Origin of the sequence: Paraburkholderia bonniea, assembly GCF_009455625.1 — a bacterium.
Taxonomy (GTDB): domain Bacteria; phylum Pseudomonadota; class Gammaproteobacteria; order Burkholderiales; family Burkholderiaceae; genus Paraburkholderia; species Paraburkholderia bonniea.
In genome coordinates, this window is record NZ_QPEQ01000001.1 from 3,136,919 (window position 1) to 3,162,899 (window position 25,981).

The window sequence follows — 25,981 nt, forward strand, 5'->3', positions numbered from 1 at the left end:
TGGACTCACCACAAGCATGCTGCCCGCACACAAACATCTTCTCGAAACGCTGTTCTCCGACACTGTCAAACAAGTCGTCCAGGCGACGCAAGGCGAGCCCGGCGCACAGTTTGTCGCCCCCACGATCACGCTTGAGCGCCCCAAAGTCGCCGCCCATGGCGATATCGCCTGCAATGTTGCGATGCAGCTCGCCCGTCCCCTGCGTGCCAATCCGCGCCAGCTAGCCCAGCAAATCGTCGATGCCCTGCTAACGCAACCGCAGGCTGCTCAGCTCGTGCTGAGCGCGGAAATCGCCGGGCCGGGCTTTATCAACTTGCGGCTCGCACCTGCGGCAAAGCAAGCGGTGATCGCCGCAGTCTTTGCCGAACAAGCCCGCTTTGGCCACGTGACCCGCGAAGCCGGACGGCGGGTGCTGGTCGAATTCGTCTCAGCCAATCCCACCGGCCCCCTGCACGTCGGCCATGGCCGCCAGGCCGCGCTCGGCGATGCTCTCTCGAACGTGCTGGCGTCGCAAGGCTATGCGGTGCACCGCGAGTTTTATTACAACGATGCAGGCGTGCAGATTCAAACCCTGGCGCACTCTACCCAGGCCCGCGCACGCGGCCTCAAACCCGGTGACGCCGACTGGCCCGAAGCGGCCTACAACGGCGAGTACATCGCCGACATCGCGCGCGATTACCTGAACCGCGCGACCGTCGCAGCCAGCGACGGCGAGCCCGTCACCGGCGCGGGCGACGTCGACAACCTGGAAGCCATCCGCCGCTTCGCCGTCGCGTACCTGCGGCACGAGCAGGACATGGATCTTCAGGCGTTTGGCGTCAAGTTCGACCAGTACTACCTCGAATCCTCGCTCTACAAGGAAGGCCGTGTCGAACAAACCGTCGCAGCGCTGATCGCCGCTGGCAAAACCTACGAGCAGGACAACGCGCTGTGGCTACGCACCACCGATGACGGCGACGACAAAGACCGAGTGATGCGCAAGTCCGATGGCACTTACACCTACTTCGTGCCCGACGTCGCCTATCACGCGGTGAAATGGCAGCGCGGCTTCACCAAGGTCATCAACGTCCAGGGCTCCGACCACCACGGCACGATTGCGCGCGTGCGGGCGGGGCTGCAAGGGCTCGGCATTGGCATCCCCAAGGGCTACCCCGATTACATCCTGCACAAGATGGTCACCGTGATGCGCAATGGCGAGGAAGTCAAAATCTCCAAGCGCGCCGGCAGCTATGTCACGGTGCGTGACCTGATCGAGTGGTCTGGCGGTGTCACGCCTGGCACCGATACCGCGCAAAACGCCCCCGATGCCGCCACGATCCAGCGCGGCCGCGACGCCGTGCGCTTTTTCCTGATCTCGCGCAAAGCCGATACCGAGTTCGTCTTTGATATTGATCTCGCTCTCAAGCAAAACGACGAAAACCCCGTGCATTACGTCCAGTACGCCCATGCGCGCATCTGCTCGGTGCTCAACGAATGGCACTCCCGCTACCAGGGCGACCTGGCGCTTTTGCCGCAGATCGACGTCAGCTCGCTCACCAGCGAGCGGGCCATGGCGTTGCTGCAAAAGCTCGCGGAGTTCCCCGACATGCTCGAACACGCGGCCGCCGAACTCGCGCCGCACGCGGTGGCGTTCTATCTGCGCGAACTCGCGGGCGAATTTCACTCGTTCTACAATGACCGCGCCGAACGTGTGCTGACCGATGATGAAACCGGCCGCAACGCCCGCGTGGCACTGCTCGCCGCCACCCGGCAGGTGCTGGCGAATGGTCTGGCAATGATCGGCGTCTCAGCGCCCTTCAAGATGTAAGCATCCCTTTTCCGCCACTTCATGCGTGTGGCCGTCGTTATAATCGGCGGCCATTCCAGGATTTTTTTGCAGGTGATTCATACGATGGCAAAGCCACGCCGTACAACGAAGCAATCGAAACAAGCCGGGGGAACGTTTCTCGGTATCGTGCTGGGCCTGATCGTCGGCCTCGCCGTCGCAGTCGTCGTCGCGCTCTATATCACGCGCGCGCCAACGCCATTTGTATCGAAGGTTGCGCCGCCAGCAACCGCGCCAGCCGATACCACTCAAGCCCCGCCATTCGACCCGAACCGGCCGCTGCAAGGCAAAACACCTGGCCAGCCGGTCACGCCTCAAGCCGCGCAACCCTCGCCGCCCAACACCGCACCGGGTGCAACCAGCAACCAGACGCAGGCAGCAGGCCTGCTCGACGAGCCACAAATCGTCGAAGTGCCCCCCTCCAGCGGCAACGGCATAGCCGTCGCACCCAAACCCGCGCCGGAAAAAGACACCACTGCCGCCACGCCACCGGCCAAAAAACCGTCAACCGCCACCACGGCAAGCACTCCCGTCAACGGCAACGCACCGGCACCCGCCACCAAACCAGGCGCGGCCTCCAGCGCGGCTGATGCCACCACCGGGTACTTCCTCCAGGTCGGGGCATATAAAACCGCGGCGGATGCTGAGCAACAGCGCGCACGGCTGGCCTTCCAGGGCTTTGAATCGAAAGTCACGCTGCGTGAAGCCGGTGGCGTCACGTATTACCGAGTGCGTATCGGGCCGTTTGCGAAGTTCGATGACATGAATGCTGCCCGTCAACGGCTCTCCAGCGCTGGCGTCGATACCGCCGTCATCCGCTTCACCAAACAGTAATTCCAGCGCCCGCACTGAAGCACACTGAACCTTCAGCGCGCGGCGCGAGTCTCAAACAACGCTTTACGCGGATGCTCAAGCGTCCGGACATTCAATCAGCACCACTCAACCAATCGACCAGATATGAAAAAATTGCTCGGTATCCTGTTCCTCTCCCTTGGTTTTGCCGCCAGCGCGGCGCACGCCGCACCCGCTGATCCGGTTGCGGGCAAGCAATACACCGTGCTGGCTGCACCGCAGTCAGCCGACGTGCCCGCAGGCAAGATCGAAGTCCTCGAATTCTTCTGGTACGGCTGCCCGCATTGCAGCGAATTCGATCCGATTCTTGAAACGTGGATCAAACGCCAAGGCCCGGACGTCGTGTTCAAGCGCGTGCCAGTTGCGTTCCGCGACGACTTCATCCCTCACTCGAAGCTCTACCACGCGCTTGATGCAATGGGCCTCGCCCAGCAGCTCACGCCAAAAATCTTCAACGAAATTCACGTCAACAAGAACTACCTGATGACGCCCGAAGATCAGGCCAAATTCCTCGCTAAAAACGGCGTCGATACGAAGAAGTTCATGGAAGCCTACAACTCGTTTTCGACGCAAAGCGCCGTGCAGCGCGATAAAAAGCTGCTGGCCGACTACAAGATCGACGGCGTCCCAGCACTCATCGTGCAAGGCAAGTACCTCACCGGCCCCAGCCTGACCAACAGCCTGCCAGGCACCGTGCAAGTGCTCGACTATCTCGTCACGCAAGTTCGCGCGAAAAAGATGTAATGCCCAAAGGCACCGGAATGAGCCCACCCCTGAAGGTTTTCATTACCGGTGCCTCTAGCGGCATTGGCCTGGCGCTCGCTGCCGAATACACCCGGCGCGGCGCCATTCTCGGTCTGGCCGCCCGGCGCGGCGACGCTCTCCGCCAGTTCCAGCAAGCTCATCCGCAACACCTCATTGCGATTTATCCCGTCGATGTCTGCGACGCCGAAGCACTCGCTGCGGCGGCGGCCCAGTTCATCGCGCAGCACGGCTGCCCCGACGTCGTTATCGCCAACGCAGGCATCAGCCGTGGCGCGCTGACCGGCCAGGGCGATCTCGCCATCTTCCGTGAGGTGATGGACGTCAACTACTACGGCATGGTCGCCACCTTCGAACCCTTCGTTGCCGCCATGTGCGCGGCGCGCCGCGGCACGCTCGCAGGCGTAGCCAGCGTGGCTGGCGTGCGTGGCCTGCCAGGGTCGGGGGCCTATAGCGCGTCGAAAGCGGCAGCACTGAAGTATCTCGAAGCGTTGCGCGTCGAGATGCGGCCACTCGGGGTCGCGGTCGTCACCATTGCGCCGGGCTATATCCGCACGCCAATGACCGCGCAGAATCCCTATCCGATGCCATTTCTGATGGATGCCAGCCGTTTCGCGGTGAAGGTCGTAGATGGAATCGCGCGCAAGGTGTCATTCGCGGTCTATCCGTGGCCGATGCGGATCGCTGCGATGCTGCTGCACGTGATGCCGCGCTGGCTGTACGACCGCCTGTTCGAAAAAGCGCCGCGCAAACCCCGTGCCGCTGACAACACGCCGCCATAACGCCCGCCGCACACGCTGCAAAAGCCGTAACGCCGTTGCTTGCAGTTGATCTCTGATGACCATGGCTAGCCCCACCGCCTGGCTCGTCCACTTTGGCTTAGGCACGTATCCGGGCCTCTTCCACCCGAAATCTGGCGTAGGGCATCTGGCCTGCGGCATATGCCATACGCCATCTGTCATGAGCCACCGCCCGCTTCATCCGCCATACCGGTATGAAGATTCTGTTGTTGTCGCCGCCAGCCCTGTTCGCTAAGCTTTCAGCCCAGCGCGGGGCACGCGATATGCGATACACGATGCACAGCGGCCCTGCTCACCCGCCTCAAATAATCAACCTGACCGGGGCAGCCCGCCACACGCAGCCCCCTTGCTTGCCGCATCGCCTCACGCCGCGCCACACCGCGTCATGCTGCGCTCGCTCACTTTCGTCATCGGAGACCCTATGCGTTTCAAACTGCTCGCTGCTGCCCTGCTCGTCACGGCCCCGGCGCTTGTGTTCGCCCGGCCCCTCACGGTCTGCACCGAATCCAGCCCCGATGGCTTCGATGTGGTCCAGTTCAATTCGCTGGTCACCACCAATGCTTCGGCGGATGTGATCTTTAACTCGCTGGTGAGCTACGACGAAGCGACGAAAAAAATCGCCCCGGCACTCGCCAGCACATGGGAAGTCAGCCCCGATGGCCTCAGCTACACCTTTCATCTCCGGCCGAATGTCGCGTTCCAGACCACGCGCTATTTCAAGCCAAGCCGCACACTGAATGCCGACGATGTGGTGTTTTCGTTCGACCGCATGCTGAACGACAGCAATCCATGGCACAAGCTCACCGGCGCGAGTGGTTTCCCGCACGCCCAATCAATGGGCTTGCCCAAGCTCATCAAGTCCGTCACGAAGGTCGATGACCAGACCGTGCGCTTTACGCTGACTGAGCCCAACGCCACCTTCGCCTCGATTCTGACGATGGGCTTCGCCTCGATCTATTCCGCCGAATACGCCAGCCAGTTGCTCAAGGCAGGTCAGCCCGCGCTGCTGAACACCCAGCCGGTAGGCACCGGCCCCTTCATGCTGAAGAGCTATACGAAAGACGCGCTGATTCGCTACGACGTGAACCCCGGCTACTGGGGCGACAAGCCCAAGGTCAGCAGCCTGATTTACGTCATCACGCCAGACGCCACGGTGCGAGCGCAAAAGGTCAAGGCAGGCGAATGCCAGATCGCGCTGTCGCCCAAGCCGCAAGATATCGCTCGCGCCCGAGGCGATAAAACGCTGGCGATCGTCCAGACACCTGCGTTCATGACCGCCTTTGTCGCGCTCAATACGCAGAAAAAACCGCTCGATAACGTCAAGGTGCGCACTGCGCTGAACATGGCTTTTGACCGCACGACCTATCTCAAGGCGGTATTCGACAACACGGCCACGGCCGCGATCAACCCATGGCCGCCCAACACCTGGAGCGACGACAAATCAACCAAGCCATGGCCTTACGACCCCGTGAAAGCGAAGCAGCTACTCGCCGAAGCGGGCTATCCGGCAGGCTTCCAGACCACGATCTGGGTGCGGCCAAACGGCAGTGTGCTCAACCCCAACCCGAAGGCCGGCGCGGAACTGCTGCAAGCGGACTTCGCCAGAATTGGCGTCAAGGCTCAGGTGAAAGTGATCGAATGGGGCGAGCTCATCAAGCAGGCCAAGCAAGGCCAGCACGATGCGCTGTTCATGGGCTGGGCGGGCGACAACGGCGACCCGGATAACTACCTGACACCGCTGTTTAGCTGCAACGCGGTGAAGTCGGGCATCAACTTCGCCCGCTATTGCAATCCAAAGCTCGACAAGCTGATCGCTGATGGCCGTACCAGCTCGGACCAGGCCACGCGCACCAAGGCCTATGAAGCAGCGCAGCAGATGATCCACAACGAGGCGCTGTGGATTCCGCTGGGCTATCCGATGGCCACGGCGATCACCCGCACGAATGTCAGCGGCTACCGCGTGAGCCCGTTTGGACGGCAAAACTTCACCACCGTGGTGGTGCGTTAAACGCTCAACATTCAACATTCAACGCCCAGGCGCCCAGCACGCAGACGCTCACGCCGCCGGGGGCACCGTGGAAAAACGCCACACCCCGGCTGCATCCTGCATGCGCGTCAGTTCGCCCGCCAGCCATAGCAAATGCAAATGCGCGAGCGCTTCGCCAAGCGCAAACGTCATCTGATGCAGATCGAGCCGGCGGCGAAACATCATCGGCACGATATCGGCGGCGCTCTGGGGTTGCACCGCGCAGGCGGCGCGCACCTCCTCAAGGCGCGCCGCATGATGCTCACGCAACTGCCGGATACGAATCTGCACGCCGCGAAACGGCTTGCCATGCGAAGGCAGAGCCAGCGTATCGGGGAGCATCGTTTCATAGCGCCCCAGCGCTTCCAGATAGAGCGCGAGCGGATTGCCTTCCGGTTCGATATCGAACACCGACACATTGGTCGAAATACGCGGCAACACCATATCGCCCGAGATCAGCACGCCAGCGCGCTCGCAATGCAGCGCGCAATGCTCAGGCGAGTGGCCAAAGCCCGTCACCACATGCCATGTCTCGCCGCCAATCAGCAACCTGTCGCCATCGCGCATGCGCCGGTACTGCTGCGGCATGGCGGGCACCAGCTCGGCGTAATAGCCCTGACGCTGGCGCAGACTAGCCAGCGACGCTTCATCGCTCACGCCATGGCGCGCGAAATGACGCGCGGCACCGGCTCCGCCCGCGCCGGAATCGCCTGCCGCCATCACCCGGCCCATCATGTATTCGCCCAACGACATCCATAACCGCACCGACCAGCGCCGATGCTCCCCGCCCTCGCACAACCAGTGCGCGAGCCCAAGATGATCGGGATGGCAATGCGTGACGATGACCCGCAACACCGGCAAGCCTTCCAGCACATGCTCGAATACGTGCTCCCAGTGCGCCTTGATGGTGTCGGTGGCAATGCCGCAATCCACTACGGTCCAGCCTCGCTGGCCGTCGATCTCGTCACGCAGCAGCCACAGGTTGATGTGATCGAGCGCAAACGGTAATGGCATCCGCAGCCAGAACACGCCAGGCGCAACTTCATGCGCCTCACCCGCAGGTGGCAAGACATCGGCAAACGGGTAATCGAGTTGGTGTTCGAGTGCATTCATGGTGGGGGGCTTGCTCCATCGACAGCCGGGCAGGGGAAGTTTGGGGTCAATGCGCTGGACAACACGCTGGCCAATGTACAGAGCGCCGCAAGTAGCAGTACAAGTAGCAACATCAGTAGCGGCGCGGAAAAGACGCCCATGGAGGTGCGCAACTGGGGACGCAGGTTGCGCTTTGATCTGGTTGACGATAACGTAAACGGCGATTTTATCGCCCACCTTGCTGCGCTGCCTGTCCGGACTATCCCGATGAATCCGCATTACACAATTGCCGAGCTTGCGCGTGAATTCGACGTGACACCCCGCGCGATCCGTTTTTATGAAGATCAAGGGTTGCTCGCGCCCAGCCGCGAAGGTCCAGGCGGCCTGCGGCGGGTGTATTCAGGACGCGACCGCACCCGGCTCAAACTAACCTTGCGCGGCAAACGGCTGGGCTTCACGCTCTCCGAGATCCGTGACCTGCTCGATCTATACGACTCCCCCACCGACACCGTGCCGCAGCTTCAGGCGTTTCTGGCCACCGTGGCACGTCACCGCGAGGTGCTGGAGCGTCAGCGTGAAGACCTGAACACCACGCTCGAAGAACTCACGCAATACGAAGCCGAAGCCCGCACGCTGCTGCAACACAACCAGGCCGCGCACGCGGACCACGCCAGCTAAAGCCTCGCTAGCCCGCTCCGGCGCTACAATCGCCGGGCTTTCACGACACAGGATGAATGCGCGGCCGTTATGAATCACTTCCCCAAACTGCTGTCATCGCAAATCGGCTTTGATGTCGCGCAAACGATGCTCGAAGGCTTCGAGCGGCACTACGCGATTTTTCGCGCAGCGGCGCAACGCGCCAAAAGCCTGTTCGAAAACGCCGACTGGCACACGTTGCAAACGCTGGCCCGCGAGCGCATCACGTCATACGACGAACGCGTACAAGAATGCGTCGAGCTGCTTGAAGACGAATACGACGCCGAAAACATCGACGACGACATCTGGCAGCAGATCAAACTGCACTACATCGGCTTGCTCACCACTCATCGCCAGCCCGAATGCGCCGAAACGTTTTTCAATTCGGTTTGCTGCAAGATCCTGCATCGTTCGTACTTCAATAACGATTTCATCTTTGTCCGGCCCGCGATCTCCACCGAATACATCGAGAACGACGAACCCGCTGCCAAGCCCACTTACCGGGCGTATTACCCCGCACGCGACGGCCTCGAACAGACGCTAACGCGCATCGTCACGAACTTCCAGCTCAAGCCTTCATTCGAAAACCTGCCACGTGATGTGGCCTGCATGATGCAAGCCATTGATGAGGCATTCGGCTCATTCGAGCAGGCGGCCAACTTCCAGATTCACGTGCTGTCGTCGCTGTTCTATCGCAACAAGTCGGCGTATATCGTCGGGCGCATCATCAACGGCGACCGGGTACAGCCTTTCGCAGTGCCGTTGCGCCATGTCACGCGGGGCCAGCTGGTGCTCGATACGGTGCTGCTCAAGCGCGAGCAGTTGCTCATCATCTTCAGCTTCTCGCACTCGTATTTTCTGGTCGATATGGAAGTGCCTTCGGCTTATGTCGAATTCCTCCGCACGATCATGCCGGGCAAGCCCAAAGCGGAGATCTACACCTCGGTGGGTCTGCAAAAGCAGGGCAAGAACCTGTTCTACCGCGACTTGCTGCATCACCTGTCGCATTCGAGCGACCCGTTCATCATCGCGCCGGGTATCAAAGGGCTGGTGATGCTGGTGTTCACGCTGCCGTCGTTTCCTTACGTCTTCAAGCTGATTAAAGACAACTTCCCGCCCCCTAAGGAAACCACCCGCGCCCAGATCCAGGAAAAGTACCAACTGGTGAAACGTCACGACCGGTTGGGACGGATGGCCGACACGCTGGAGTATTCAAGCGTCGCTTTGCCGCTCGCGCGGCTGGATGATGCGCTGCTGCGTGAGCTGGAAAAAGAAGCGCCTTCGATGATCGAGTACGAAGGCGACAAGCTCGTGATCCGGCATGTGTATATCGAGCGCCGCATGGTGCCGCTCAACCTGTTCCTGCAAAACGGCACCGATGAGGACGTCGATCATGGCGTGCAGGAATACGGCAATGCCGTCAAAGAACTCATACAAGCCAATATTTTTCCGGGAGACATGCTGTACAAAAACTTTGGTGTCACCCGTCATGGCCGCGTCGTGTTCTACGACTATGACGAGATCGAGTATCTGACCGACTGCAACGTGCGGGCCGTGCCCCAGGCGCGTCATGAGGAAGACGAAATGTCTGGCGAGCCGTGGTACAGCGTCGGGCCGCACGACATCTTTCCGCAAACCTACGGCACGTTCCTGCTGGGCGATCCACGCGTGCGCGAGGCCTTCCTGAAACACCATGCTGACTTTTTTGAACCCGCACTCTGGCAGCGGCACAAAGATCATCTTCTGCAAGGCGAGCTACCCGATTTTTATCCTTATGAGCAGCGCGAGCGGTTTTGCGTCCGTTATCCAGAACGCTTTGCCCCACCGTCACGCATTCTGTAATGACCCGGACCGGTCTTTCGGCCCAGCTATTAAACCGACCTGATTGCGATGAACTCAAACCCTGCATCCCCACCCAACCCACTCGCCCATCTGTTCGACAACAACGATGCGTGGGTGAGCCGCAAGCTGGCGGCTGATCCCGAATATTTTTCCCGCCTCGCTGACCAGCAAACCCCGGAGTATCTGTGGATCGGCTGCTCCGATTCGCGCGTGCCCGCGAACCAGATCATCGGTCTGCCGCCCGGCGAAGTCTTCGTCCACAGAAACATTGCCAACGTCGTGGTTCACAGCGATCTGAACTGCCTCTCGGTGATCCAGTTCGCCGTCGATCTGCTGAAGGTCCGGCACATCATGGTGGTTGGCCACTATGGCTGCTCGGGCGTAGGCGCGGCGCTGCACGGACGGCGTGTCGGCCTCGCAGATAACTGGCTGCATCACGTGCAGGACGTGCGCGCCAAACATGCTGCGCTGCTGGAAGAATGGCCGCTTGGCGACGCGCGTCACCGGCGGCTGGTCGAACTCAACACGATTGAGCAGGTAGTCAACGTGTGCCGCACCACCATCGTCAACGATGCCTGGGCGCGCGGCCAGGAGCTCACCGTGCATGGCTGGGCCTATGGCGTGCATGACGGACGGGTCCGCGATCTCGGCATGACCATCAGCGAAATCGACGCGCTCGACAACACCTATGCCGCGTGTGTCAATGCAGTCTCGGCCAGCCGTGCACACGCGACAGACAACGATGTGGTCGCCGCCGACGCGGCAAAACTGGGCGACGTGCCCGCTGTTGTCGCAGGGGTTATCAAGGAGCTAAAGCATGAGTGAAGCCGCCGCTGATCCCGTCGTCATTGCCAGCGTTGCGCGCACCCCGATGGCGGCCCTGCAGGGCGAATTCGCCACGCTCAGCGCGGCTCAGCTTGGTGCTGCCGCAATTGCCGCCGCGCTTAAGCGCGCAGGTATCGAACCCACGCTAGTGAACGAAGTCATCATGGGCTGCGTGCTCGCAGCGGGCCAGGGGCAAGCCCCGGCTCGCCAGGCTGCGCTTGCCGCGGGTCTGGCGCAAAGCACTGGCGCGACCACCGTCAACAAGATGTGCGGCTCGGGGATGCGCGCGGTGATGTTCGCCCACGACATGCTGCTGGCAGGTTCAGCGGAAGTCCTCGTAGCAGGCGGTATGGAAAGCATGAGCAACGCGCCCTACCTGCTGCCCAAAGCGCGTAGCGGCATGCGCATGGGCCACGGCCAGATGCTTGATCACATGTTCACCGACGGGCTCGAAGATGCTTATGAAAAAGGCCGTCTGATGGGTTCGTTTGCCGATGCGGCAGCGCTGACGCTGCATCTGTCACGCGCGGCTCAGGACGGCTACGCGCTCGAATCCTTCAACCGGGCACGGCAAGCTATCGAAAGCGGTGCGTTCCAGTGGGAGATCGCTTCGGTCACAGTGCCGCGACGCGATGGCGACGTCACCATTCTCCAGGACGAATTGCCCTTCAAGGCCGATCTCGACCGGGTCACCACACTCAAACCCGCGTTCAGTCCGGATGGCACCGTGACGGCTGCGAATGCCTCGTCGATTGCCGATGGTGCTGCTGCACTGGTGCTGATGCGCGCCTCCACCGCCGCCCGGCTAGGAGTGACGCCACTGGCGCAGATCGTCGGACACACCACCTTCGCGCACGCCCCCGCGCAATTTGTCATCGCGCCGGTGAGCGCGCTCAAGCAACTGCTCAGCAAGAACGGCTGGCGCGCCAGCGAAGTCGATCTCTACGAAATCAACGAAGCCTTCGCGGTGGTGGCCATGGCCGCCATCCAGGCGCACTACCTGCCGCACAGCAAGGTCAACGTGAACGGCGGTGCCTGTGCCCTTGGACATCCGATTGGCGCATCGGGGGCACGCATCCTCGTCACGCTGATTGGCGCGCTACGACAACGCGGGTTGAAACGCGGCGTCGCCAGCTTGTGCATCGGCGGCGGCGAAGCGACCGCGATGGGCATTGAGCTGATGTAAACACGCGGCGGAGAGCTGCTTCAGCCGGCGCAAGTTTGGTGTTTGGTGTTTGGTGTTTGGTGTTTGGTGTTTGGTGTTTGGTGTTTGGTGTTTGGTGTTTGGTGTCTGGTGTCTGGTGTCTGGTGCTTCAGACTTCAGGCCGGGTGCCGGATGCTTCGTGTGTGTAGTGCTTCGCTGCTTCATTTGTTACCTCTCCGTCCATTGAGCAAGGAACCTGAGCATGAAAACAGCGCTGATTGTCGGAGCCTCGCGTGGCATTGGCCGTGAGTTCGCGCGTCAGTATCTCCGTGCGGGCTGGCAAGTGCTAGCCACCGCCCGCGACCCCGCCGCGCTGGAGGCGCTCGACGCCCTGGGCGCGCGCACCTTTGCGCTTGATCTCACCGTGCCCAGCCAGATCACGGCGTTCGCACACCAGCTCAATGACGCAGCGCTGGACGCGGCAATCATCGTCTCCGGGGTCTATGGCCCGCGCACGGAAAGCGTGCAGAACATCAGTGCGGAAGACTTCGCGCACGTGATGAACACCAACGTGCGCGGCCCGATGCAATTACTGCCCGAGCTGCTGCCACGCGTCGAAGCGGCACACGGCGTACTAGCGGTGATCTCCAGCAAGATGGGTAGCATTGGCGCGGCAAGCGGCACGACTGGCTGGCTGTATCGCGTCAGCAAAGCCGCGCTAAACGACGCACTGAAACTCACCTCATTGCAGGCTCGTCACGCGGCATGCCTCGCGCTCCATCCTGGCTGGGTGCGCACCGACATGGGGGGTGCGCAAGCCGCAATCGACCCGGAACACAGCGTCGCGGGCATGCGCAACGTGATTGCCCAAGCCCATAGCGCACCCGCCGCATGCAACGGGCAATTCTTCCAGTACGACGGCAGCCCGATCGAGTGGTAAGGAGAACCCCGCATGCTTGACCAGGATCACCGGATGATTCAGGACGCGATGCGCACTTTCGTCGCCGAAGTCATCACGCCGCACGCGGCCCAGTGGGACCGCGATCACACTTTTCCTCATGAAGTACACCGCCAACTAGCCGAACTCGGTGTCTATGGCGTGCTGGTGCCAGAAGCCTACGGCGGCGCAGGGCTCGATACGCTCGCGCTCGCGTTGATTCTCGAAGAAATCGCGGCAGGCGACGGCGGCACCTCAACGGTGATTTCGGTAAACAACTGCCCGGTGTGCAGCGTCTTGCTCAGCCATGGCAACGAAGCGCAAAAACGCACGTGGCTCACACCGCTCGCACGCGGCGACAAGCTAGGCGCGTTTTGCCTGACCGAACCACAAGCTGGATCAGACGCCTCAGCGCTGCGCAGCACCGCCACCCGGGATGGCGACACGTATCGCCTCAATGGCGTCAAACAGTTCATCACCAGCGGCAAGAACGCCCAGGTGGCTATCGTGCTGGCGCTCACCGATGCCGCAGCCGGCAAGCGCGGCATCAGCGCGTTTATCGTGCCAACCGATACGCCTGGCTATGTCGTCGCCCGCATCGAACACAAGCTCGGCCAGCATTCATCCGATACCGCGCAAATTATTTTTGAAGACTGCCACGTGCCACTCGCCAACCGCATCGGCGCAGAAGGCGAGGGCTATCGCATCGCACTCTCCGGCCTCGAAGGCGGGCGCATCGGCATCGCGGCGCAAAGCGTTGGCATGGCGCGCGCAGCCTTCGAGGCCGCGCTGAAATACGCCAAAGAACGCGAGAGCTTTGGCCAGCCGCTGTTTGCGCACCAGGCGGTGCAGTTTCGGCTAGCGGAAATGGCGACGCAACTGGAAGCGGCCCGGCAACTGGTATGGCATGCCGCCCGCCTGAAAGACGCTGGCCAGCCTTGCCTGAGCGAAGCCGCGATGGCCAAGCTATTCGCCTCGGAAGCAGCTGAGCGCATTTGCTCAGCTGCGCTGCAAGTGCATGGTGGCTATGGATACCTGAATGATTTTCCAGTGGAGCGGATCTACCGCGACGTGCGCGTGTGCCAGATTTACGAAGGCACCAGCGACATTCAAAAAATTCTGATCGCGCGCGGGCTGGCTTGAGGCTCAACTTAATCCGCACTCGCTGCCGCAGTCTGCGGCCCACGCTCCGCACCCTTTTTCTCCTCCTGAATTGCCTTGCCTCGACGTAACCTGACCTGACGACGCTACCTGTGAAACACCTGACAACTCCCCAGCCCGCACTGTGCCCCTGTGGCGGCGCACTGCCCGGGCAACGCAGCAACGCCCATGCACCGCTCTTCGCGCAATGCTGTGGACGCTTTCTCGAAGGGGGCGAAGCCGCCACCAATGCGCTGGAATTGATGCGCTCACGCTATAGCGCCTATGTGCTGGGAAACACGGCGTATCTGCGAACAAGCTGGGCCGAGCAAACCTGCCCAGCAACCCTGGAGACCGACGCAAGCCTGACAGCGCCAGATGCGCCACGCTGGTTAGGCTTGCAGATCAATCGTTTTATCGAGCGTGATGCACAACATGCCGAAGTAGAGTTTGTCGCGCGCTACAAGGTGCAAGGCCGCGCCCACAGGCTGCAGGAACTCAGCCGCTTCGTGCGTGGCGAGGATGGCCACTGGCGCTATCTGGATGGCGACGTGCAGGAAACTTAAAGCCAAGGGGGTACACCGATAGAACTCCGCGAGCCAAAGTGTTACCCTCTCGCCACCCGATTAATGGGGCCCGATGAAGGAGACGAAGATGCTATTTAAAACAACAAGCACAAACAAAAACGATCTGAGCGGACGCGCTCGGCTAATACCAGGTAACCCTCCGCCAGAAAGCAAGAAAAAATCTGCCGTTAAACCCTCTTCGATACAACGCGCCAAACAAGTCGCGCAGGAGAAATTTTCGAAATTCACGGGTTTTTTCGGCAAGAAAATATTTTCGACCACATCTAATAAAAAACGCTCGGGCGCGGATAGTGAGTTATCCCCTTTAAATTCGGGACAATCCAGCCCTGGGTCTATTGGAGAGCTTGATGATTTTAACGATGAAACAAGCACCTGCTCCGATATGTCCGAAAAAGAAAACTGTTCCGACGAAAATCAGGCAATCATCTCCTCAAGCATTTCGACATTTTCACTCAAAAAAGCCAAGGAGATTAAATACATCAAAGATTTGCCGCAACCCGCCCTCACCCCATTTCAAAAAAAGATGAGCGATCATCTTTTTAACTACATCAACGACTACCGGCAAATTGAATCATTTCTAAATAACGGAGCCTATGTCAACGCAAAACAAGCTGGCAGTGGCGACACGATGCTTCATCTCGTGCTAAATGAAAAACTAAAAATTAAAAAAGATTTCACCGATTTATATAAAAAATCATCCCCCAGCGAAAATCCCGTCACCAAACAAGATAAAGATTCGTATGACGCCAAGCTCAGGGATATTGATCAAAAATACGACTTACTAATCAAATTCGATGCTGAAAAACTTCTGCAAAATAACCGGCTTCTGGCACCACACGATATAGAAGAGGATATTTGCATCCAGAATGCCGTGCTGGACAAAGAAATTGAAGATTATCTGATGCGCCAGCCCCTTGGAAATTCAAACAAGGTCTAAGTCTAAGCACATCCCTTCAGCCGGGGATTCAAACAAACGATCCCCGGCCGCCCGCCATCTCAAACACTAAACCGGTTCAGCGTATAAGCCCCATACGCCGCGATAAACGCATCGAACGAGCCCGCCTCCTCCTGCTCCAGCCGCGCCTGCTCCGCGAGTGACGCTTCGCCCAATTGGACAAACGCCTCGGTCTGCGCGGCATCCAGCGGCTGCGCACGAAAATGCGCCGCATGCGCCGCGCTTTGCGCCAGACCAAATGCAAGAAAGCTTTGGCCGCGTTCACGCATGGTTTGCAACACTCGCGCCGACGGCGTAAGTGAGGCATCCGCCAGCTTGGCTCGCTGAGCCGCCACCGCACGGGCATGCACGTCATCGCCACGCAATGCATCGAGCGTCGCCGCTGCGCGCTCGATCTGCGCCATTAACGCGTCGGCCCACTCCAGCATCGCCACCGGCTGACCGTCACGCACCAGCTCAAGCCCGGGCTTGCGCCCCTCCAGCGTGACCATGCCGAAATTCCGGTTGGCTTCGGCATAAGCCGCTGGCGGCAATGGCGGGCTGTTATCCAGCGCGCACACCAGCAAGTACGCATCCAGAAAACGGGAAGTTTCCAGCGAGATCCCCGTCGGCTCGAACGGGTCGATATCCATGCAGCGCACTTCGACGTACTGCACACCCCGTGCGGCCAGCGCCTGCAGTGGACGCTCCCCCGGATGCGTGACGCGCTTGGGACGAATCGTCGAGTAGAACTCGTTTTCGATTTGCAGCACGTTGGTATTGATCTGCACCCATTGACCATCGCGCCGCGTGCCAATCGCCTCATAAGGCGGATACGGCTGGCTGACCGCTTGCGCGAGGCCATCGAGATATCCGGGCAAGGTGTCGTAATCGGCGTGCAGCGCGGCTTGTGCGGTGGTGTTCGAGTAACCCAGATCGCTCATGCGCAGACTGGTCGCGTAAGGGCGGTACAGCGTGTCGGCATCGAAGGTTTCAAGCGTGTGCTCACGGCCACGCAGAAAACGCCGGTCCAGCGCAGGCGAGGCCCCGAACAGATACATCAGCAGCCAGTTGGTGCGTCGGAAATTGCGGATCAGCCCAAGATATCGTTCGGACTGGAAATCAACTGCACGAGCAGTGGACTGCTGCTCAGCATGCAACAGCCGCCACACTTCCTCATCCAGTGAATAGTTGTAATGAATGCCCGCGATGCACTGCATCGTGCGGCCATATCGCAACGCCAGGCCCATGCGGTACACATGCTTGAGCCGGCCGATATTCGATGTGCCGTACTGCGCCAGCGGAATATCCTCATCGCGCGCGGGCAGCAAACCGGGCATCGAGTTATTCCAGAGCATCTCGCCATCAAGCCTGGCGTAGACGAAGCGGTGCAACTCATCGAGCTTGTCGAGCGTGATGGCGATATCTTTTTCGGCGGGTGTAATCAGTTCGAGCAGCGCTTCGGAATAATCGGTCGTGAGCGATGGATGGCTCAGCGCCGAACCCAGCGCGCGGGGATGCGGCGTCATGGCCAGTTGTCCTTCAGGTGTGACGCGCAGACTTTCTTTTTCAATGCCGCGCAAGCCCTGAAGCAGCGCGGTGCGTTTGGCCCCGGATTCAGGCTCAGTTGTCAGCACGGACAGGCGGTGCGCAAGCGCATCGTGATGGTGCGAAGGAGTGGTGTTTGGCATTGAGACGAGTGGAATGTTGGCGGCCGGTGTGTCGCAATCGCACCGTGAGATTCGTGAGAATGGTCGGCACAGTTTTTTGGTAGCGGGCACTTTAACACCTCGTTACAAGACCTGCTTGAGGCCGCCCGATGGCCATTTCAGCGAGTCTCCGCGCTGTTTTTCAGCGCTGTTTCTCCGTGCCATTTCTCCGTGCCATTTCTCCGTGCCATTTCTCCGTGTCGTTTCTCCGTGCCGTTTCTAAACTCGTTCCTGGCTGTGCCGCGCACGGTTTTTCAATGCTGAGCGAGTTGATGCAACAGCCGTCTGCGGCCTCGTGCCCGGCCGCTGTCATGCATTGTGTTATCCGCCTCGCGCGGCACCCGCCCGGTCGGCGATCTCATTCCACAGATGCATCGCCGCATAGGCCCGCCAGGGCCGCCATGCCTCCGTGCGCTCGCGCTGCTGCGCCGGCCGCACCAACGCCGGCTCGCGCGCCATGATTGCCTGCATCAGCACCAGATCAGTTGATGGCCAGGCATCGGCATCGCGCCACGCACGCATCGCCACGTATTCGACGGTCCAGGGACCAATGCCCGGCAACGCCAGCAACTTCGCACGCAACGTGGCACAGTCGGCCGCAGCAGGCTCTAGCGGCAAGTCGCCAGATGCCACCGCCTGCGCAAAACCTTGAAGCGCCGCGACACGTTTGCCTGGCATGCCAATGTTCGTCAGATCGGCGCTGGCGAGGCGCTCGGGTGTCGGGAAACGCCACCCCGGCTGAGCCGCTGGCCCGGCTTCAACGATGAGCTGACCGGCCCGCTGCACTAGCCGGCCGGTCAGCGTGGTAGCGGCTTTCACGCTGACTTGCTGACCGACGATGGCCCGAACCACCAGTTCGAAACCGGACCATGCGCCCGGCACCCGCAAGCCAGGCGCGGCGGCAAGCAACGGGCCCAGCCATAGATCACGGCAAAAATGCGCCTGAATCGCGCCAGGGTCTGCGTGCAGATCGAACAGATGTGTCAATGGCTTGGCCAGCGCATCGGCATGCTGGCTCACCGCGCCATCAAGACGCGCCAGCAAGACCGCACGCTGCGGCTCACAGCGCACCGTCAGCAGGCCGCTAACGCCCGCCCATTCGACGACGCGCTGATAAGTGTCAGTGTTAGCGTCAACCGCCTCCACGCCTGGCGTGGCGCGTCCGGCCAGAAAACGCAGCAGCCGGGGCCAATCGAATGGCGCGGTGTAGGGCAGCGTTAGCGTGACACTGCCGGAACGGCTGGCAGGAGGCGTTTGAGGCGTCGGCGGCTTCGGTTTCACGCGAGATCATCCACTTGTGGTTGCGTTTGTGGCTTTTGTGGCTTTTGTGGCTTTTGTGGCTTTTGTGGCTTTTGTGGCTTTTGTGGCTTTTGTGGCTTTTGTGGCTTTTGTGGCTTTTGTGGCTTTTGTGGCTCTTGCGACTCTTGCGACTCTTGCGACTCTTGCGGCTCTTGCGACTCTTGCGACTCTTGCGACTCTTGCGACTCTTGCGACTCTTGCGGCTCTTGCGGCTCTTGCGGCTTTTGCGGCTCTTGCAACTCTTGCGGCTTTTGCAACTCTTGCGACAACACCAAAGGCAGCACAACAGCGGAGCCGCCCACCTCAGCAGCCAGCAAAGCGGCCTTACGCGCCAGCCCCCAGCGATAACCCGCCAGCGCCCCGCCCTTTTGTTTGACGCGATGACACGGAATCGCCAGCGCCACCGGATTTGCCGCGCAAGCGCTCGCCACCGCGCGCACGGCCCGGGGGCGGCCGATAACGCTGGCAATCTCGGAGTAACTCCGAATTTCGCCGTAAGGAATCTGCTGCAACGCATCCCAGACGCGCCGCTGAAACGCCGTCGCCGGCACATCGAGCGGCAGCGTAAAACGCTGGCGCGAGCCGTGCAGATATGCGTTCACCTGGCCGATATACGGTGCGAGCCGCTCGGAGTCAACGCGCAGATCCGCCCGGGCGAACTGAGTGCGCAACGCGTCAACGAGCGCGCCGGGATCCTCACCGAAAGCAATCTGGCAGATGCCCTGCCCGGTCGCGGCGATCAGCATCCAACCCAGCGTGGTCGATGCCAGCGCGTAATGCACGGTCTGCCCCGCGCCCTGACGACGAAACGCCGCAGGTGCCATACCCAGCTCAGCGGGTGCCGCGTCATACAGACGCGAAGCCGAGGCAAAACCCGCGTCAGCACTAGCCCGAGTGACATTCGCCCCCGCCTGAAGCGCATCACGCAGCGTCTTGCCACGCTGGGCGGCCTGATACTGGCGCGGCGAAACGCCGACCACCCGGGTAAACAGCCGCTGCAGGTGGAACGGGCTGAGATGAACCGCCGCGCTGAGTTCGGCCAGCGTCAAACGCTGCTGCAGATGCGCATCCAGCACCGCACGCGCGCGCTCGACCAGCGCCAGATCGCGCGGCAAATTGCCTGGCTGACAACGTTTACAGGTGCGATAGCCCGCCTCGCTGGCTTCTTCGACGGTATTGAAAAAACGGACGTTCTCCCGCTTCGGCTGGCGTGACGCACATGAAGGACGGCAAAACACGCCAGTCGTCCGGACCGCATAAAAAAATGCCCCATCAGCCTGGGGGTCATGGCTCATCACGGCTTGCCAGCGTTCGGCATCGGTCAGATAGGCAGAGGTCATCGCGGTTCGGAAAGAAGTTGGGATAAAGCCCAATGTAGCGCGCAAGAAAAGGCGGTGCGCCCCGCTTCTTGCTCTTTCATTGCATGCTCTTTGTGCTCTTATTGCCCGCTGGTTGCGCTCTCGTGTAGGTTTGAGCGCTATTTCAGCGCATGCCCCAAGCCCCATACCGCATTCCGCTCACTCGCACCTTCGCGCTCGTACCCTTTTTTGTCTGTGCGACAAATTGCCACCTCATCGGGTTTTCCCTTAAAAAATTATTGCGCTGCATCAACCCCGTGTGTATAGTCGTTTCTGTCTCCTCCATGTCTCCTCCTGATATGGATTCAGCCCGCCCCCTAGTGAGCGGGCTTTTTTTTGCCCGCATTTTGCCGCACACCCGCCCTGCACAGGCCTCACTGGCCCCTCACTGGTCCGTTTGCCGGGAGCTGTACCGTCTCCTACACTTGCGCTGTCTGATGCAACCAGTCCATTCCGGCCAAAGGAGCGAGCGTCATGAAGATATCCATCCGCGACATTGACCACGTGGTGCTTCGCACCTCCGCGCTCGATGCCATGCAGCAGTTCTATTGCACGGTTCTCGGCTGCACGCTGGAAAAAGTCCAGCCCGACCTCGGGCTAGTTCAGCTCCGGGCCGGACGCGCGCTGATTGATCTGCTCCGAAGCGACAGTCCAGCAGGCGGCCGGCCTCAAACAGGGCACAACCTGGATCACCTGTGCCTGCGCGTCGAACCCTTCGATGGCCCTGCGCTAACCGCCCATCTGGCGGCACACGGCGCGCAGCCCGGCGCAATCGCCGAGCGCTATGGCGCAGACGGCTTTGGGCCATCGCTCTATCTGCGTGACCCAGATGGCAACACCATCGAACTCAAAGGACCACCCCAAGCCGCCTGGCCAACGGCCGCAGCATAAAACCCAGCGGCCGGCATGCTCTTGATTCCGCTTACGCTTTACCCGTTCGCCGGTTCCTTCAACACTGACCATTCAATCGGCACCGCATCCGCGTCAGCACTGCCAAGCCACGCCTCACCGTCCTGCACCGTGCATTGCAGCCGCATCGTCCGCTCCGCCAGGCCACCCAGCGCGGACGCGACCCCCTCACCCAGCGACCACACCGTGACATTGCGCAGCCGCTCAACCTTGCCGCGCACGCCTTGCCACCAGATCTCAGAGGTCCGCCCGCCATAGGCGATCACATGCACCTGAGCGGCACGCCCGCTGGCCTTGGCGATGCGCCGCTCCTCGGGCTGGCCGACGTCGATCCAGCGCTCAATCGCACCGGTTAAATCGCGCTGCCATAAATCCGGCTCGTCGATATCCGACAGGCCTTTGCAAAATTCAAGCCGCTCGTGCGCAAACAAGGCAAAAGCCGCGACACGGACCATCATCCGCTCATCGGTTTCAGACGGATGGCGGGCAATCGTCAAAGCGTGATTGCCGTAGTAGTGCCGATCCATATCGGCGATCTGGAGTTCTGCTTTATAAATCGTTGATTTAAGAGCCATGCGATACCCACAGCCCGCCTGCGCGGACCGGACAGAAAAAGGTGAAAGGTGGCGCACATCCTGCGTATTGCAGACTGGCGCGCGTGACGGCACCCAAGCCGGATCATGGCGCTCGCCCCGAAACCTGACGAAGAGCAGGCCAACAGGCAGCGAAGCGGAAACAGCAGGTGAAAAACACCGCTAGCCAGCGTGAGCCACGTGACTAGCGGCGTGATGATACCGAATGCACCAGGCGCACGGGCGAATCGGCGAGTGATGGGGGTGGCGAGTGGTAACTAACAGGTAGCGCGGCTGGCGGCTGAGGGCTGGCGGCGGTGGATGCAAAAAATCCGGGCCATTCATCCATAAATGGCCCGGACTGCCTGGGGTATCCAGCCTGGGTGCGATCCGTTCAAACGGATCGCACTGATTTATTGCCTGATAAAGCGATCGTTGGTCCAGAGGCCCTGAGTGTCGCTATTGCCCGCATTGACGAATTCGACGTCATGTCCAACCACCCGCACGACGCGAAAACGCGAATTCTCGGGCGTCGAAATGCACTGAAAACCCGAGAAATATTCCTGCATTTTTTGCTTCTCACCTGCCTTCGCATGACGGTCAGCCGCATCGAGTTTGTCTTTCGACAGGCAGCCATACGCATTGGGTTTCAGTTGAATGGTTTGCTGTGGTTTAACGATGGCGTCCTGGGCCTCTACCGCCGAGGCGGCGATCAATCCCATCAAGGCGAAAAAAATGACGGCTCGCTGTTTCATGTCTGGCCTCCGTGCTGGAACAACTCCGGTTAGCTAGGTGCTTAACTTCATGAGAGATCCGTACCTTGCACTGTAAAAGAAGCCCGCGCAGCAGCAAGAACATCTTGTGTGCGCTCGCAACAGTGACGAATTGTCGCAGCGCTGATTTACCACTTTTACGCCGCACGGCTGACAACCTGAACCCCGCATTACCAGCCACGACAGGTTCACGCGAATCAGCGCCATTGCCATGCCTAGCAACGCCCGGGCCCATAAGTCAGCATGCAATGCGTCCACACGCTGCCTCTCATTAGCGAGATAACACCGCCAATGGTGCAGCGCACACCAAGTTATTCCGTAATTAAGAGCCCGCTTACCGCGAAATTCAGCGTTTATAGAATAAAAACAATGCCATCCCGGCCATTTTTATCCGCCATCAGCAAATTGTTGCTTGTCGCCGAAAAATGTTCATGGGTTAATCGCAGCACGTTATAGGAGAAGGCTCACATGACACTGGCCCAATGGTTGCCGTTCGCAATGGCGTCAGCAATCCTGGTGGCGATTCCCGGCCCGACAGTACTGCTCGTCATCTCATACGCGCTGGGGCATGGACGTCGTTACGCGATGGTGACCACCGCAGGCGTGGCGCTAGGCGACTTGACCTCAATGACCGTGTCGATGCTTGGCCTAGGAGTGATTCTGGCGGCTTCCGCCACGTTATTTACCGCCCTGAAATGGCTTGGCGCGGCCTATCTGGTGTATCTCGGCATCAAATTGTGGCGCGCACCGGCCAGTCAGTTCGAGACCGCACACAGCGCCAGCGCCCCTCGCACCTGGCAGATTTTTGCGCATGCTTATGCAGTCACCGCGCTCAATCCCAAAAGCATTATTTTCTTTGTCGCTTTTGTGCCGCAATTCATTGATCCGCACGCGGCCATCGCCTCACAGATCGTTATTTTCGAAGCCACCTTCGTGCTGCTAGCCAGCTCCAATGCCCTCGCCTATGCGCTGCTGGCTTCCGCCGCCCGCCGCCTGATCCGGCGGCCGCAAGTGCAGCGCGGGGTAAACCGCACGGGCGGCGTCTTGCTGATTGCGGCTGGTGTGATGGCTGCAGCATGGAAAAAAGCCCACAGCTGAAACAACGCGCGCAGCTAGCTAACGCTCTTGCTGGATTGCAGAAAATCACTTTGAAACAGGCACATGCGCAATGCGTTGTGATACGCGCCATTACCGAAAAATTCTTCAATTAATTCAGCCTCGTGCTGAAAACCGCATTTTTCATACACGTGAATCGCTGAAGCATTCGATTTATCAACAATCAAATAAATTTTCCGCAGATTCAACACGGAAAAAGCGTAATCAATTGCCAGCCGGGTAGCGATGGTCGCGTGGCCATGCCCCTGCGCGTAGGGCGCGATGATGATCTGGAATTCACCACGCCGATGGATGTAATCCAGCTCAATCAGCTCAACCAGGCCAACCGTGACGCCTGCACTATCAATCACGACAAAACGGCGTTCACGCTGGTCATGAACGTGCTGGTCATAAAGCTGGGAGAGTTCGGAGAAGGTTTCGTAGGGCTCTTCAAACCAGTAACGCATGATCTTTGCGTTGTTGTTCACCTCGTGAACGAAGCGCAAATCTTCACGCTCCAAAGGACGCAAGGTCAGCGAGTGGGCGTGCTGGGTTGTCATCAAAAACTCCCTGGAAAAGTAGACAGCCGATTATCCGGCATGAATCACGCGTTTAAGCGGCATGCGTCACGGCATCGGCGGGGATAAATCTCCGGCAAAACAATCACCGCCACCTACAATAAAACCATGCTGCGTTGCCGCTCTGAATGGAGGCTATCGTGATCGAAAATCTGATACTCGGCGCGTTTTTGGTGGTCCCGCTTTTGATTGTCGCGTTTCTGTTTTCAGATGAACTTTGGCAGGAACACCGCTTGCGCCATCCAGGGCCACACCGTCGCAAACTGGATTGGCGTCATCCATTGCGAACCTGGCGGCATCGGCATTAATACCCGGAAGATTCTTCGCTCATTCATGGCGGGCACGAAAAGAAATAAATCGCAGATGGCAAGCAAGGCTCAAGCTGGCAACAGCGGGGACTGTATTGGCGAGGATCGGGAAAGAGAAAGGGGCAAAGGGAAAAAAGAGGGAAAGGGCACAGCAATTCGCCCAGTATGAAACCCCAGCGTCAGACTGTGCGCTGGCATCTTCAGCCAGCACACAGCTAACGGGAAAAGCGTGATTGAGCGGCGGCGTTGAAGGATGTTTATGTCAAAGCCCGCATCGCTCGCCACCGCCATCGTGAGGCAAGGCACACGTCAAACACCCGCCTGTTCGTGGTACGCCGCGATCACTTCATCCACGGGACCAAACGCACGCAAATGACCGCTGTGCATCCACAGCGCTTTCGTACAGAGATTTTTGACCAGGTGGTCATCATGGGAAGCAAGAACCATGATGCTGGCCTTTTGAATCAGCCCCTCGATCCGAGCCCTGGCTTTAGCCACAAATGCGGCGTCGCCCGCGCCGACCATTTCATCCAGCAACAAGATTTCCGGCTGCACAGCCGTGCTAATGCCAAAGATCAGACGCAGCATCATGCCCGCTGAATACGTCCGGATCGGCAAACGCAGATATTCACCCAGCTCGGTAAATTCCTCGATATCCGGAATCAAGCTGTCGGCTTCCTTGCTGCTAAGCCCCATCACCACGGCACGCAGCAAGACGTTTTCGTAACCCGTGGCCTCCATGTCCATGCCCATCGACATATCGGTCAATGCAGAGACCCGGCCATCAATCAGCACCTTGCCTTTCGTCGGCGGATAAATGCCGGCCAGCACGCGCAGCAGCGTGGTTTTTCCGGACCCATTGCGGCCGACCAGCGCCACGCGATCGCCGTGCTCAAGGGTGACGGAAACATCATCGAGCGCATTGATCACGACAACCTGCGGATCGACGGATTTACCGAGATCCCCCCCTACGGTGCGACGCAGCAACTCGGCTTTTAACGCCCGGCCCCTCGCGTTGTAGATCGGCAAGCTGACAGAGACATTGCTTAAGCTAATGCGAGGTAAGTGCAAAGACATAAATTACGAGTTCTTCAGTTGATAGCAATCGTGGATTGGCTGGCTCACCCTGAACCAGCATCTTGACTATTAAAGCCAGTAAACAACCCGGGCGGCATAACGTCCGGCAAATGGCACGACAATCAGATTGCCGATTACCGCCATCACAAGACACACCGACAAAGAAAGAATATCCGGCGGCAGCCCCAGCAAAGGATCTCGAACCACCTGAAGCAAATGCGCAAAAGGATTGAATAATAAAACATAACCGTGATTGCCAAGCTGGCTAGTGCGGAACATCACTGGCGTAATAAAGAAAACCAGTTGCATGACGCTAGCGACAATTTGCGGCACATCCCGAAAGCGCGCGGAACAGATTGCCAAAAAATAGCCAATCCAGAAAATATTGGCCAGCACCAGAATCAGACCGGGAATAAAGTAAAAAATATTCCAGTTAATTGGGTATCTCAACGCAATAAACACCAGCGGCACGATAATCACGTTATGCGCGGCAATAATGATGGTGCGCAACTGGGTTCGCAGTAAATGAGTCGCACGGGGAATCGTCGTATGACGAATTAGCCCTTCGCTCTCAATAAATGAGGAACAAGACTCAACGATGCCCGAGGTAATAAGCCCCCAAAAAACGAAGGTGACCGAGATATAGGGCAGATAAGTAGCGACATCTGTTTTGAACAGCGTTGAGTAGACAATCCCAAGCCCCCCAACGGTCAACGCCATACTTAAGGTCAGCCAGAATTGTCCCAGACGTGAACGGCGATAGCGCCGCCTTACGTCATTCATGGCTAGCGTGTACCACACTCGCCAGCCAGCGACCGATTCACGAATATCGGCCAACCCT

Annotated in this window: 24 protein-coding genes and 1 pseudogene; 16 read left to right on the forward strand and 9 right to left on the reverse strand. The window is 59.6% G+C overall.

The genetic code is table 11. The features are described from left to right. The first annotated feature begins 16 nt into the window (after nucleotides 1–16). The 5 genes from argS (at nucleotide 17) to GH656_RS13835 (ending at nucleotide 6,247) form a co-directional block, all read left to right on the forward strand. Nucleotides 17–1,807, forward strand: coding sequence for an arginine--tRNA ligase (gene argS, locus GH656_RS13815; protein ID WP_153076459.1), 1,791 nt, complete (start codon nucleotides 17–19; stop codon nucleotides 1,805–1,807). Between the two features lie 66 nt (nucleotides 1,808–1,873). Then, nucleotides 1,874–2,659 carry an SPOR domain-containing protein gene (locus tag GH656_RS13820; RefSeq protein ID WP_174769761.1) on the forward strand — a complete coding sequence of 262 codons (786 nt, stop codon included), beginning with the start codon at nucleotides 1,874–1,876 and terminating at the stop codon, nucleotides 2,657–2,659. Between the two features lie 123 nt (nucleotides 2,660–2,782). Next, entirely contained in the window at nucleotides 2,783–3,421 is a 639-nt protein-coding gene (locus tag GH656_RS13825; RefSeq protein ID WP_153076461.1) for a thiol:disulfide interchange protein DsbA/DsbL, read from the forward strand. A 17-nt stretch (nucleotides 3,422–3,438) separates the two neighbouring features. Continuing rightward, a complete protein-coding gene (locus tag GH656_RS13830) occupies nucleotides 3,439–4,221 on the forward strand; it encodes an SDR family oxidoreductase (protein ID WP_153076462.1) in 783 nt (260 codons plus the stop codon). 439 nt (nucleotides 4,222–4,660) lie between these two features. Then, the gene (locus GH656_RS13835; RefSeq protein WP_153076463.1) at nucleotides 4,661–6,247 is read left to right on the forward strand and encodes an ABC transporter substrate-binding protein; all 1,587 of its coding nucleotides are present in this window, start codon (nucleotides 4,661–4,663) and stop codon (nucleotides 6,245–6,247) included. 48 nt (nucleotides 6,248–6,295) lie between these two features. Here GH656_RS13835 and GH656_RS13840 read toward each other — a convergent pair whose 3' ends face one another. Continuing rightward, nucleotides 6,296–7,378: an MBL fold metallo-hydrolase gene (locus tag GH656_RS13840; RefSeq protein ID WP_153076464.1), complete on the reverse strand. Its 1,083-nt coding sequence runs from the start codon at nucleotides 7,376–7,378 to the stop codon at nucleotides 6,296–6,298. A gap of 246 nt (nucleotides 7,379–7,624) precedes the next feature. Between GH656_RS13840 and GH656_RS13845 the strand changes: the two genes are divergently transcribed. The 8 genes from GH656_RS13845 (at nucleotide 7,625) to GH656_RS13880 (ending at nucleotide 15,465) form a co-directional block, all read left to right on the forward strand. Next, nucleotides 7,625–8,035: a MerR family transcriptional regulator gene (locus tag GH656_RS13845; RefSeq protein ID WP_153076689.1), complete on the forward strand. Its 411-nt coding sequence runs from the start codon at nucleotides 7,625–7,627 to the stop codon at nucleotides 8,033–8,035. A gap of 69 nt (nucleotides 8,036–8,104) precedes the next feature. Beyond that, a complete protein-coding gene (aceK, locus tag GH656_RS13850; protein ID WP_153076465.1) occupies nucleotides 8,105–9,895 on the forward strand; it encodes a bifunctional isocitrate dehydrogenase kinase/phosphatase in 1,791 nt (596 codons plus the stop codon). Nucleotides 9,896–9,943: 48 nt separating this feature from the next. After that, nucleotides 9,944–10,720: a carbonate dehydratase gene (gene can, locus GH656_RS13855; RefSeq protein WP_153076466.1), complete on the forward strand. Its 777-nt coding sequence runs from the start codon at nucleotides 9,944–9,946 to the stop codon at nucleotides 10,718–10,720. Continuing rightward, entirely contained in the window at nucleotides 10,713–11,906 is a 1,194-nt protein-coding gene (locus GH656_RS13860) for an acetyl-CoA C-acyltransferase (RefSeq protein WP_153076467.1), read from the forward strand. Before can ends, GH656_RS13860 begins: the two co-directional genes overlap by 8 nt. A 220-nt stretch (nucleotides 11,907–12,126) precedes the next feature. After that, nucleotides 12,127–12,804, forward strand: a complete 678-nt coding sequence (locus GH656_RS13865) for an SDR family oxidoreductase (protein WP_153076468.1) — start codon at nucleotides 12,127–12,129, stop codon at nucleotides 12,802–12,804. Between the two features lie 12 nt (nucleotides 12,805–12,816). Next, nucleotides 12,817–13,944: an acyl-CoA dehydrogenase family protein gene (locus tag GH656_RS13870; RefSeq protein ID WP_153076469.1), complete on the forward strand. Its 1,128-nt coding sequence runs from the start codon at nucleotides 12,817–12,819 to the stop codon at nucleotides 13,942–13,944. Between the two features lie 110 nt (nucleotides 13,945–14,054). Continuing rightward, nucleotides 14,055–14,507: a YchJ family protein gene (locus GH656_RS13875; protein ID WP_246184273.1), complete on the forward strand. Its 453-nt coding sequence runs from the start codon at nucleotides 14,055–14,057 to the stop codon at nucleotides 14,505–14,507. Between the two features lie 88 nt (nucleotides 14,508–14,595). Next, on the forward strand, nucleotides 14,596–15,465 hold the full coding sequence (locus GH656_RS13880) for a hypothetical protein (RefSeq protein ID WP_153076471.1): 870 nt from the start codon (nucleotides 14,596–14,598) through the stop codon (nucleotides 15,463–15,465). A 59-nt stretch (nucleotides 15,466–15,524) separates the two neighbouring features. Here the strand turns inward: GH656_RS13880 and gshA are convergent, their stop codons facing one another. The 3 genes and pseudogenes from gshA to ada form a co-directional block, all read right to left on the reverse strand. Next, the gene (gene gshA / locus GH656_RS13885; RefSeq protein ID WP_153076472.1) at nucleotides 15,525–17,153 is read right to left on the reverse strand and encodes a glutamate--cysteine ligase; all 1,629 of its coding nucleotides are present in this window, start codon (nucleotides 17,151–17,153) and stop codon (nucleotides 15,525–15,527) included. A 339-nt stretch (nucleotides 17,154–17,492) separates the two neighbouring features. Then, on the reverse strand, nucleotides 17,493–18,452 hold the full coding sequence (locus GH656_RS13890; protein ID WP_153076473.1) for a DNA-3-methyladenine glycosylase family protein: 960 nt from the start codon (nucleotides 18,450–18,452) through the stop codon (nucleotides 17,493–17,495). Nucleotides 18,453–18,772: 320 nt separating this feature from the next. Continuing rightward, nucleotides 18,773–19,810, reverse strand: a pseudogene (gene ada / locus GH656_RS13895) (bifunctional DNA-binding transcriptional regulator/O6-methylguanine-DNA methyltransferase Ada); the annotation flags it as partial. A 492-nt stretch (nucleotides 19,811–20,302) separates the two neighbouring features. On the opposite strand from ada, the gene GH656_RS13900 reads away from it, so the two are divergent. Then, nucleotides 20,303–20,719, forward strand: coding sequence for a VOC family protein (locus tag GH656_RS13900; RefSeq protein ID WP_153076474.1), 417 nt, complete (start codon nucleotides 20,303–20,305; stop codon nucleotides 20,717–20,719). 38 nt (nucleotides 20,720–20,757) lie between these two features. Here GH656_RS13900 and GH656_RS13905 read toward each other — a convergent pair whose 3' ends face one another. Continuing rightward, a complete protein-coding gene (locus GH656_RS13905) occupies nucleotides 20,758–21,312 on the reverse strand; it encodes a YaeQ family protein (protein WP_153076475.1) in 555 nt (184 codons plus the stop codon). Nucleotides 21,313–21,722: 410 nt separating this feature from the next. Beyond that, on the reverse strand, nucleotides 21,723–22,064 hold the full coding sequence (sap1, locus tag GH656_RS13910) for a surface attachment protein Sap1 (protein WP_153076476.1): 342 nt from the start codon (nucleotides 22,062–22,064) through the stop codon (nucleotides 21,723–21,725). Between the two features lie 486 nt (nucleotides 22,065–22,550). On the opposite strand from sap1, the gene GH656_RS13915 reads away from it, so the two are divergent. After that, nucleotides 22,551–23,180, forward strand: a complete 630-nt coding sequence (locus tag GH656_RS13915) for a LysE family translocator (RefSeq protein ID WP_153076477.1) — start codon at nucleotides 22,551–22,553, stop codon at nucleotides 23,178–23,180. A gap of 14 nt (nucleotides 23,181–23,194) precedes the next feature. Here GH656_RS13915 and speG read toward each other — a convergent pair whose 3' ends face one another. After that, a complete protein-coding gene (speG, locus tag GH656_RS13920; RefSeq protein ID WP_153076478.1) occupies nucleotides 23,195–23,737 on the reverse strand; it encodes a spermidine N1-acetyltransferase in 543 nt (180 codons plus the stop codon). Nucleotides 23,738–23,883: 146 nt separating this feature from the next. Between speG and GH656_RS18240 the strand changes: the two genes are divergently transcribed. Then, on the forward strand, nucleotides 23,884–24,063 hold the full coding sequence (locus tag GH656_RS18240; protein WP_343039014.1) for a hypothetical protein: 180 nt from the start codon (nucleotides 23,884–23,886) through the stop codon (nucleotides 24,061–24,063). Nucleotides 24,064–24,372: 309 nt separating this feature from the next. Here the strand turns inward: GH656_RS18240 and GH656_RS13925 are convergent, their stop codons facing one another. Both GH656_RS13925 and GH656_RS13930 read right to left on the reverse strand, forming a co-directional pair. After that, nucleotides 24,373–25,140: an ABC transporter ATP-binding protein gene (locus GH656_RS13925; protein WP_153076479.1), complete on the reverse strand. Its 768-nt coding sequence runs from the start codon at nucleotides 25,138–25,140 to the stop codon at nucleotides 24,373–24,375. Nucleotides 25,141–25,209: 69 nt separating this feature from the next. Next, complete coding sequence (locus tag GH656_RS13930) at nucleotides 25,210–25,977, reverse strand: ABC transporter permease (RefSeq protein WP_217352257.1); 768 nt, start codon at nucleotides 25,975–25,977, stop codon at nucleotides 25,210–25,212. Nucleotides 25,978–25,981 lie beyond the last annotated feature (4 nt).